The following is a 9,443-nucleotide window of genomic DNA, read 5'->3' on the forward strand; positions in this document are numbered from 1 at the left end:
GTATCTATATTATAGTTAACTAAACAATATCTTACTTAGTATACTACTAACTTTTTTTAAAATGTATAGTAAGTTCTAGTAGCAGTACCTATTTATTTCCCTTGCTATACTACTATTTTTAAACTTAGAAGCGTAAATGTTTCACACCTCCTAACATAACATAATAAAAAGGATGGCAAATGCCATCCTTCTTAGACTACCTCTTTACTAGTACCGCATGTGCTACTTTAATACATAAATCCATTATAACAGTGAACCCTTTATCTGTTAAAAAATCATTTGCTTCTTCATTAACTATTCCCTGTTGAGCCCAAAAGACCTTGCAATTAGTTTGAGCAGCATCCCTTGCTACCTCTGGCAAATATTCAGGTCTTCTAAAGACATTTATAATATCAATGGGTTCATTTATATCTGCCAACGAATGAAAGGATTTTTCTCCTAACACCTCATCCACCATAGGATTAACAGGTATGATTCGATAACCAACTTCTTGCATTATTTTAGATATTTGGTAAGATGTTTTCTCAGGATTATCTGAAAGACCAACTACTGCTATAGTCTTTGCATTTTCTAATATCTCTCTTATTTGATCATTAGACGGATTTTGCATGAATCTTGCTCCCTTCTTCAGGATTTATACTATATACAAGTGTATCATGGTTGTTCCCAAAAATCAGTATAAGTGTCTATCTCATACGTAATATACGACCTACTGCAAGGTTCATAAGATTATACTGGCATCCCAGTATACCAAGAGTGCATCCGTTAGCTGTTCTAATTAAAATTAGTACCTTCTAATATTAGTCCGTGTTAAAATAGATTTACATATCAAAAATTAGTATGGAAAGATTTTAACAGCACCGAAATCCTAGACAGTCAAAGTCTTGGTAAAAGGTATTGTTTGTCAAACTAAAAACGAAAGTAGGATTCTATATGGAATATGTTTTGTTTGCAATAATCGCTTATCTCTTAGGTTCTATCCCATCTGCGTTAATCGTGGGGAAAATCGGTTATAAGATTGATATACGGGAACATGGCAGTGGAAATTTAGGAGGAACCAATACATTCCGAGTCTTAGGGGTAAAAGCAGGTATCATCGTTACATTAGCAGATATCTTCAAAGGAACAGTAGCTACCCTATTACCACTTTTATTTGATGCTGATGTCTATCGATTAGCGATTGGTATCTTTGCAGTTATCGGTCACACGTATCCTATATTTGCACGTTTTAAAGGTGGCAAAGCAGTGGCCACGTCCGGAGGAATCATTTTAGGTGTAAATCCTCTCCTGTTTGGGATTATGGTACTTACATTTTTATTAAGTTTAAAACTATCTAAATATGTATCGTTGTCTTCTATGATAACGGGTGTCGTGTCATTCATTGTTTCAATCTTTTTTGGTGATATCGGTATTATGATTGTTCTTGGTGTATTAACACTATTTGTAATCTATAGACACACTGCGAATATAAAGCGGATCATCAATAAAACAGAGCCAAAAATTAAATGGATGTAAAAGCGGTATAATTGAAATAAAAATCGCTAATAGCTTATACTTTGATATATGAGAAGACATGTAGAACAGAAAGGAAATAAACATGAATACGAATGATATACCGCAAAAAAAACTACCAACAAAAGAAGAAAGACATAAACTGTTCGGCTCGGTTGATCCAGGTCCAAAGAATAAACCTGTTGAAAAAGATAAAATGGCAGATCTTCAAAATCTACAGAAAGATTTCTTATTTAAACTAGATGCAGTAGGAATAACAAAAGTTAAACACCCGATAATTATTCAAAGTAAATTAGAACCTAAGACACAGACAAGTATTGGATCTTTTACCTTTACATCTAGTATTCAACAAACTAGTAAGGGTACAAATATGAGCCGTTTTATGGAGCAACTTACCATATATAGTCATAACGGCTTTCACACGCAGCTTTCTTCATTAAAAGAATTTACGAAAGATCTATCAGAGCGACTTGGGCAACAAGATGCCAAAATTGAAATACAGTTTCCATGGTTTTATGAACGCAAAGGTCCTAGTTCGGGGATTGCTGGACTAAACCACGCAGATTTAAAGATTAAAGTAGCTTTTGATCAAGAAAGTGGCTATCAGCTTGCAGCAGGCATGGAGGTATTCGTTACAACTCTCTGCCCATGTTCGAAGGAGATTAGTGAATATAGCGCACACAACCAGCGAGGTAAAGTATCCATGGAGGTAACCTTTACCGAAGACTACGATGAATCATCTGTTGATTGGAAAATGGCTTTACTAGAAGCTGCAGAAAGTAATGCAAGTGCTAGATTACACCCTGTATTGAAAAGACCCGATGAAAAAATGGTAACCGAAGAAGCATATGAGAATCCTCGTTTTGTGGAAGATATGGCTCGTTTGGTTGCGGCAGATTTATATGAACTTCCGTTTATTAAAAAATTTAAAGTAACATGCCAGAACGAAGAATCAATCCACATGCATGACGCGATTGCAACAATCAGCTATGATAAACAATAATGTTCTAGATGAATTAGGGGTACTAAGATGAAATATATTATAATTGGAATTATTAAATTTTATCGAGCAGCAATTAGTCCTTATACCCCTTCTACATGTCGTTTTCATCCAACTTGTTCAGCATATGGACTTGAGGCAGTTAAAAGGTTTGGTGCGATAAAAGGCGGGTATTTGACAATTAAACGGATTAGCAAATGCCATCCCTTTCACCCGGGTGGTGTAGACTATGTTCCAGAAAAAAAAGATAAGAATAGCGCTCAGGAGTCCTGAGCGCTATTTTAAGTTAAATCGATGTAACTGTTCTAATTGACCTTCCTTTTCTAACACTTCTATTTGCTTTCTTCCAAATAAATCAAAATGAGGATACTTCTCATCCATATGAATCCATTCAGAACTCAAATTATATTGTTCTCCCCAAGTTATTAAGCGTTCTATGTTATTACAACCTACTTTTGTAACCGTTGTACACCCAGGAAAACGGTCATCTAACCAATAATGGGTCAAAAAAGCAATTTCCCCATTTTCGACGTATTCCTTCCATTTTTTCACTTCTTCTCGCTTTAAGCCAAATGCCACTATTTTTCACCTTCCAAACATGTCAGATACAACTCGTGCCATTTTGGAAATGATCTTCGCAGTGATAGCGGTCTGAAACTATCTTTTTTTACAATCACATGTTTGGTTCTTCCACTAACTTTTACTTCATCTTTATCGTTTACAATTCGATAACCATACATAGTTCGTAATCCGTCATATTCTTCTATCCAAGTTTCCACAAATACTTTATCACCATATTTTACAGGATGCTTAAATGAAATTTGTGCATCTAATACCGGTGAAACAACATTATTTTGTTCCATTTCTATGTAACTCAGCCCTAAATCCTCAATAAATTTTGTCCTACCTATTTCGAACCACACTAAGTAATTGGCGTGATACACGACTCCCATTTGATCTGTCTCTTGATATCTAACTTCAATGGGAGATTTTACGATATGAGTCATGCTAGTCCCCTCACTTTCCACTTTAAGTGTACCATATGAACAAACATAGAATAAAATAGAATACAAACCATTTGGGCATGGCTTCTATAAGCTTAAAAAACCTCAAATCTAAAAAGATTTGAGGTTAAACAACTATTGTTCTTCGCGTACTTCATCTTTAATTTCTGAACGGAATCCTTCGATAGCTTCTTCACGACGCTTGTTTTTCTCTATTATATTTTGTTTCTCTTCACCTGAAGCAAACTGCATTGTTTCGTGTGCAGCTTCAATATTCTCAATGGTATCATGAATCATATTTTGAAGCTTGTCTACATTATCGCTTCGGTCATCAGGTTTTGGTGTGTGAAATTTTTCAGTCATGTGATGTCCTCCCTTTTCTAAGGTTATTGCCCAGTGGCATTGTTATTTTTTGATAATAAATCATAACTATACAGATAAAGAAGGTTTTAAATAGAAAAAACCTCCATTAATTGTACTAATATGGCTACAATTAATGGAGGCGTCCGAATCGTATTATGCTTCTTTGCGTTTTTCAATAAGTAACTCTCTTGCTCTTCTCTCCAAATTATCCTCGATCCGGTTCAATATCTCCTTATCCTCCAGTATCTGTTGGCGGTTCAATTGAACCAATTCATCAAATGTAAGTCGTTTCTTTAATGAAATGGTAATCACTCCCTTAATTTCTGCAAATAACTGGTTGAAAGATACATGCGTATATTAAGATTCACCAATTATTGCCCCGAATTTTCACTACCTGGATAATAACTCCATTGGTAGTTGATCGTTTAATAGGAAGTATTACCAATTCTACTTTTTTTATAATAATTTTTGCAAAATTTAATTCAATCGGTTTTTCCTAGACTGCTATTGTAAGGAGTTCATCATTTCAACCATGAAATCATATGTCATGGGACCCCTTTTTTGATCAACTTGTATGACACCATCTGTACCAATAAAATAGGAAGTAGGAATCGTAACAGCCATGTATTCATCGGTAATTTTGTTATCCATGTCCAGTGCAACTGGGAAGGTATAATTATATTTATCAATAAAGTTTTGTACGGCCTCTTTATTACGTTCCGATCCGGTAATATTTATAGCTATTATATTGATTTCATCACCATACTCTTCATGAAACTTTTGCATTTCCGGCATCTCTTCTTTACATGGTGGACACCAAGTTGCCCAAAAATTGATAAGAACTTTTTCTCCTTTTAAATCGGAAAGCTTTACTGTTTCTCCATTTAATAATGGCAATTCGAAATCAGGCGGATTATCCCCCTTACTTATGCCGGTTGAGTCAGGTGGTACAATAGTGACGCCCTCTACAGACGTATCACCAGAAACATCTACCAGGTTAGGTCCTTGGGTTTCCTTACTAGCCTGATTCTTATCTAAAATATTTATGACCAACACTATTCCTAATACTACGAGTACTGCAATACCAAAGATCTTCTTTATCATGTTTGAAAACTCCCTATAATATGTACTTGTCTATGTTTATAGTATACAATCTTACCCAAAATAATAAAGAAATTAACCTATCGTTCATATAGATGTCATAAATACACGAAAATAAAAAAACAGGCCCCCTAAGGAGCCTGTCACTATTAAGCTAATTTATTTCGTAATACCATTTGAAGAATACCGCCATGGCGATAGTAATCAATTTCCACTTCACTATCAAAGCGAACTACAGCTTTAAATTCCGTTGTCTTTCCGTTTTCGTCTGTAGCAGTTACTTTAAGTAGGTCATGTGGTTTAACATTTTCTCCGATTTCTAGATTAAATGTTTCTTTACCAGTTAAACCTAATTTTTCGGCACTTTGACCTTTTTCAAATTCTAATGGTAGTACACCCATCATAACTAGGTTAGAACGGTGAATACGTTCAAAGCTTTCAGCAATAACCATTTTGATTCCAAGTAGGTTTGTACCTTTCGCAGCCCAGTCACGAGATGATCCCATACCATAATCTTTACCAGCAAGAATGACTAGTCCAGTTCCTTCTTCTTGATACTTCATAGCAGCATCATAGATTGGCATTATTTCTCCAGTTGGCCAGTAAGTAGTGTAACCACCTTCTGTTCCTGGAGCAATTTGGTTACGAATACGAATGTTCGCGAATGTACCACGCATCATCACTTCATGGTTACCACGTCGAGAACCATAAGAGTTAAAGTTTCTAGGTGAAACTCCTTTGTCCTGCAAGTAAAGTCCTGCTGGCATATCTTTCGCGATAGCACCTGCTGGTGAAATATGGTCTGTAGTTACAGAGTCACCAAATTTTCCGATTACTCGTAAGTTATTTAATGCTTCTACCTTACCAGCTTCTTTTGATAATCCTTCAAAGAATGGAGGATTTTGAATGTATGTTGAATCTTCATCCCATTCGAATAAAGGTTCATCAGTAGTGTTGATTTCATTCCATTTTTCATTTGAGCTGAATACATTCTCATACTCTTTACGGAAGATTTCTGGATTAACAACACTGTTAACTTCTTTCTTTATTTCTTCCATAGACGGCCAAATGTCATTTAAGTAGATTGGCTCTCCATCTGCATCTGTACCGATAGCGTCTTTGGTTAAGTCAATATCAACAGTTCCCGCTAAAGCGTATGCAACTACTAGTGGTGGCGATGCTAAGTAGTTAGCTTTAACTAATGGGTGAATACGACCTTCAAAGTTACGGTTACCAGATAATACGGATGCAACAGTTAAGTCATTATTAGCAATTGCTTCTTCAATTTCTGGAAGTAGTGGTCCAGAGTTACCAATACAAGTTGTACAACCATATCCAACTAAACTAAATCCTAATTTATCTAGATAAGGCATTAATCCTGCATCCTCTAAATAGCGAGTAACTACTTTTGAACCAGGTGCTAATGAAGTTTTCACATAAGCTGGAACTTCAAGGCCTTTTTCAACCGCTTTCTTAGCAAGCAAACCTGCACCTAACATAACATATGGGTTAGATGTATTGGTACAAGATGTAATAGCAGCAATTGCAAGCGAGCCCGTCTTCATTACTGTATCTTTACCATTTGCTAGTTTGATTGATACTTCTTTATCAAACTCTGCTTTATCTAAACCAAATCCTTGGTTCCCTTGAGGAGCAGTAATTGCCTTATTGAATTCCTTTTTCATTTGAGAAAGAGGAATTAAATCTTGTGGACGTTTTGGTCCAGATAGGTTTGGCTCAAGCTCTGATAAGTCTATTTCGACAACTTCTGTGTATTCTGGATCCTTCATATCAGGAGAATACCAAAGGTCATTTTCTTTACAATATGTTTCAACTAATTTGATACGCTCTTCACTACGCCCAGTAAGACGTAAGTAGTTTAGTGCCTCTTCATCAACTGGGAAGAAACCACAAGTTGCACCATATTCTGGAGCCATATTAGATATGGTAGCACGGTCTGCTAATGGCATATCCTGCAATCCTGGTCCAAAATATTCTACAAATTTACCAACTACATTACGTTCACGAAGTACTTGCGTTACTTTAAGTGCTAAGTCAGTTGCAGTTGTTCCTTGTGGAAAACTTCCTGTGAATTTAACACCAATTACTTCTGGTTGTGGGAAATATGAAGGTTGACCAAGCATTCCTGCTTCCGCTTCAATTCCACCAACACCCCATCCAAGTACACCTAAACCATTAATCATCGTAGTGTGTGAGTCTGTACCTACTAATGTATCTGGGAAAGCATCATATTCACCGTTTTCATTTTCAACATCGTGAACCACATTTGCAAGATATTCTAAGTTAACTTGGTGAACGATACCAGTTGCCGGTGGAACAGCACGGTAATTATCGAATGCTTTCTGAGCCCAGTGAAGAAATTCATAACGTTCACCATTACGTTTAAATTCTAAATCCATGTTTGCTTTTAAAGCACTTGGAGTACCATATTGGTCAACTTGAACAGAGTGGTCAATAACTAAGTCAACAGGTACTTCTGGATTAATTTGTTCTGGTTTACCACCTAAATCAACCATTGCTTTACGTAAAGATGCTAGGTCTACTACTGCTGGTACACCAGTAAAGTCCTGTAGAATTACGCGAGAAGGCTTAAAAGGTACATCGACACCCTCTCCGTCTTTTGTTCCCCATTTTGTTAATGCTTTTACATGATCATCATTAATTACACGGCCATCATACTGACGTACAAGTGATTCCAAAAGTACACGAATGGAAAATGGTAGTCTGTCAATTTTACCATGGCCAGCTTCTTCTAAAGCTTTTAATTGATAGTAGTTATAGGTTTTCCCGTTTAGATCGAATTTTTTCTTTGCATTGAATGCGTTGTTCTCTCCCATTTGTTAAACCCCTTTCATTCTATTTCCCCAAGAAATGGATGGTTACATAAAATAGATTTAAAAGTTCCCATTAAACTTTCCATATTCTATGGTTCTCTACAATATTCATCTTAAAGGAAAATCGAGTATAAAACAATTGTTTCATACTCGATTTACTATACGAAAAAGTTATGCAAGGTGATAAATTTTACTTATACAGAATTTAGGATTACTTTCTCTGTTAATTATAACTTAAGTATCAATATGATTGCTATTTAGGAAATATAATCCGGAATGTACTTCCTTTACCTTCGTTTTGTAAAATCTCTAATTGAGCATTATGTCTTTCTAATAGTTGCTTGGTAATCATCAAGCCGAGCCCAGTTCCTTGTTGTTTTGTAGTGAAAAATGGTTCGCCTAGCTTATGTATCACTTCTTCATCTATACCAGGACCTTCATCCACTATATCAATTCTTATGTTTTCCTCTAATTCAACTATCGTCACCGTAATCTTACCAGGTTCGTCCATTGCCTCTATTGCGTTTTTAATAATATTGATTAGAACCTGTTTGATCTGTGATTTATCACAGAATATAAATTGGTCTTCCCCAATAATATCTAGTATGATATTTTTCAATTTTGCTTGAGGCTTGAGAAGTTCTATAACATCTTTAACCATCTCTAATGTCGATTCCTGTTGCTTGTTATCTGTAAGTGGCTTTGAAATAAATAGTAATTCCGATGTAATGGTTTCCATTTTCTCAATTTCGTCTATCATAATTTTATAATATACATCTTTTCGATTAACCCCGGCCTGTAGCAATTGAAGAAAACCTTTAATGGATGTTAACGGATTTCTTATCTCATGCGCAATACCAGCAGCTAATTGACCAGCAATGGACATCTTTTCCGAACGAACCATCATTTCCTCAGTTTCTTTTTTATCTGTTATATCTCGAATAGTGCATACATAGAGGATTTTCCCGTGATTAGGAACTATTAGTCTAGCGATTTTACATTCACACCATATGTATTTTTGATCGAAATTCAGGATATGTACGTTAAACGTTTGATTCGTAAAGGTTTCTTTATTAAACTCTTTTCGTATGTATAATAAATCTTCTGGAAGAATAAGGTCCAAGAATGATTTCCCTATTAAATCTTCAGGCTCGTATCCGAGAATGTTTTCAACTGCTTTAGAAAAATATTCTCCTTTTCCTTTCTCGTTCCAAACTGAGAAGAACTCGTTACTATTCTGGTCAATCCAGTCTAAAACAAAGTTTGGTAAAGTTGATAAGCTTTGATTAGTAGATAAGGAATATTCGTTTCCAAAAGGGGTGATAGCTGCAGTTGAAGGTTGTCGTATATTGTACTTATTTGGTTCTTTCTCCATCGAATCTGCCCCTTTATTACAAATTTATCGCGTAAGTAATAATACTATATGTAATATTTTATCCAAATATGAAAGTTGTTTTCATGTTAAACTATTATTATAATAATATTAGCATACATAAATAGTAAAAGTAATAAGTTTATCAGAATTATTTTAACTCATTCATAGTAAAATTACATTATTGTTACATATAATTACAAACAAAAAATTTAGGTTTATTGTAAATTACATTT

Annotated in this window: 11 protein-coding genes; 3 read left to right on the plus strand and 8 right to left on the minus strand. The window is 35.2% G+C overall.

The features are described from left to right. Positions 1 to 196: 196 nt before the first annotated feature. Positions 197 to 610, minus strand: coding sequence for a CoA-binding protein (locus G5W_RS0107955; protein WP_010095666.1), 414 nt, complete (start codon positions 608 to 610; stop codon positions 197 to 199). 323 nt (positions 611 to 933) lie between these two features. Between G5W_RS0107955 and plsY the strand changes: the two genes are divergently transcribed. The 3 genes from plsY to yidD all read left to right on the plus strand — a co-directional run bounded on the left by plsY (position 934) and on the right by yidD (position 2,785). After that, positions 934 to 1,515 carry a glycerol-3-phosphate 1-O-acyltransferase PlsY gene (gene plsY / locus G5W_RS0107960; protein ID WP_010095667.1) on the plus strand — a complete coding sequence of 194 codons (582 nt, stop codon included), beginning with the start codon at positions 934 to 936 and terminating at the stop codon, positions 1,513 to 1,515. A gap of 82 nt (positions 1,516 to 1,597) precedes the next feature. Next, positions 1,598 to 2,515: a GTP cyclohydrolase FolE2 gene (gene folE2 / locus G5W_RS0107965; RefSeq protein WP_010095669.1), complete on the plus strand. Its 918-nt coding sequence runs from the start codon at positions 1,598 to 1,600 to the stop codon at positions 2,513 to 2,515. A 27-nt stretch (positions 2,516 to 2,542) separates the two neighbouring features. Continuing rightward, on the plus strand, positions 2,543 to 2,785 hold the full coding sequence (yidD, locus tag G5W_RS0107970; protein ID WP_010095671.1) for a membrane protein insertion efficiency factor YidD: 243 nt from the start codon (positions 2,543 to 2,545) through the stop codon (positions 2,783 to 2,785). A 3-nt stretch (positions 2,786 to 2,788) separates the two neighbouring features. On the opposite strand, the gene G5W_RS0107975 is transcribed toward yidD, so the two are convergent. From G5W_RS0107975 to G5W_RS0108000, 7 genes are all read right to left on the minus strand, one after another. Next, the gene (locus G5W_RS0107975; protein WP_010095673.1) at positions 2,789 to 3,091 is read right to left on the minus strand and encodes a hypothetical protein; all 303 of its coding nucleotides are present in this window, start codon (positions 3,089 to 3,091) and stop codon (positions 2,789 to 2,791) included. Next, positions 3,091 to 3,519, minus strand: coding sequence for an acyl-CoA thioesterase (locus G5W_RS0107980; protein WP_010095675.1), 429 nt, complete (start codon positions 3,517 to 3,519; stop codon positions 3,091 to 3,093). The genes G5W_RS0107975 and G5W_RS0107980 overlap by 1 nt, the downstream gene beginning before the upstream one ends. Before the next feature lie 132 nt (positions 3,520 to 3,651). Continuing rightward, positions 3,652 to 3,879, minus strand: a complete 228-nt coding sequence (gene tlp, locus G5W_RS0107985) for a small acid-soluble spore protein Tlp (RefSeq protein WP_010095677.1) — start codon at positions 3,877 to 3,879, stop codon at positions 3,652 to 3,654. Between the two features lie 153 nt (positions 3,880 to 4,032). After that, a complete protein-coding gene (locus G5W_RS23220; protein WP_010095679.1) occupies positions 4,033 to 4,191 on the minus strand; it encodes an FbpB family small basic protein in 159 nt (52 codons plus the stop codon). 192 nt (positions 4,192 to 4,383) lie between these two features. Further along, positions 4,384 to 4,983 carry a TlpA family protein disulfide reductase gene (locus tag G5W_RS0107990; RefSeq protein ID WP_010095681.1) on the minus strand — a complete coding sequence of 200 codons (600 nt, stop codon included), beginning with the start codon at positions 4,981 to 4,983 and terminating at the stop codon, positions 4,384 to 4,386. 146 nt (positions 4,984 to 5,129) lie between these two features. Then, positions 5,130 to 7,838 (minus strand): aconitate hydratase AcnA, encoded by a 2,709-nt coding sequence (acnA, locus tag G5W_RS0107995; protein WP_010095682.1) that lies wholly within the window; start codon positions 7,836 to 7,838, stop codon positions 5,130 to 5,132. A 250-nt stretch (positions 7,839 to 8,088) separates the two neighbouring features. Then, on the minus strand, positions 8,089 to 9,210 hold the full coding sequence (locus G5W_RS0108000) for an ATP-binding protein (protein ID WP_010095683.1): 1,122 nt from the start codon (positions 9,208 to 9,210) through the stop codon (positions 8,089 to 8,091). Positions 9,211 to 9,443 lie beyond the last annotated feature (233 nt).

The organism is Ornithinibacillus scapharcae TW25 (genome assembly GCF_000190475.1).
In the GTDB taxonomy this organism is placed as follows: Bacteria; Bacillota; Bacilli; order Bacillales; family Amphibacillaceae; genus Ornithinibacillus; species Ornithinibacillus scapharcae.

Coding starts and splice junctions, on each gene's coding strand:
- G5W_RS0107955 (WP_010095666.1), bottom strand. CDS start 610: ATGCAAAATCCGTCTAATGATCAAATAAGAGAGATATTAGAAAATGCA.
- G5W_RS0107980 (WP_010095675.1), bottom strand. CDS start 3,519: ATGACTCATATCGTAAAATCTCCCATTGAAGTTAGATATCAAGAGACA.
- tlp (WP_010095677.1), bottom strand. CDS start 3,879: ATGACTGAAAAATTTCACACACCAAAACCTGATGACCGAAGCGATAAT.
- yidD (WP_010095671.1), top strand. CDS start 2,543: ATGAAATATATTATAATTGGAATTATTAAATTTTATCGAGCAGCAATT.
- G5W_RS0107990 (WP_010095681.1), bottom strand. CDS start 4,983: ATGATAAAGAAGATCTTTGGTATTGCAGTACTCGTAGTATTAGGAATA.
- plsY (WP_010095667.1), top strand. CDS start 934: ATGGAATATGTTTTGTTTGCAATAATCGCTTATCTCTTAGGTTCTATC.
- G5W_RS0108000 (WP_010095683.1), bottom strand. CDS start 9,210: ATGGAGAAAGAACCAAATAAGTACAATATACGACAACCTTCAACTGCA.
- folE2 (WP_010095669.1), top strand. CDS start 1,598: ATGAATACGAATGATATACCGCAAAAAAAACTACCAACAAAAGAAGAA.
- acnA (WP_010095682.1), bottom strand. CDS start 7,838: ATGGGAGAGAACAACGCATTCAATGCAAAGAAAAAATTCGATCTAAAC.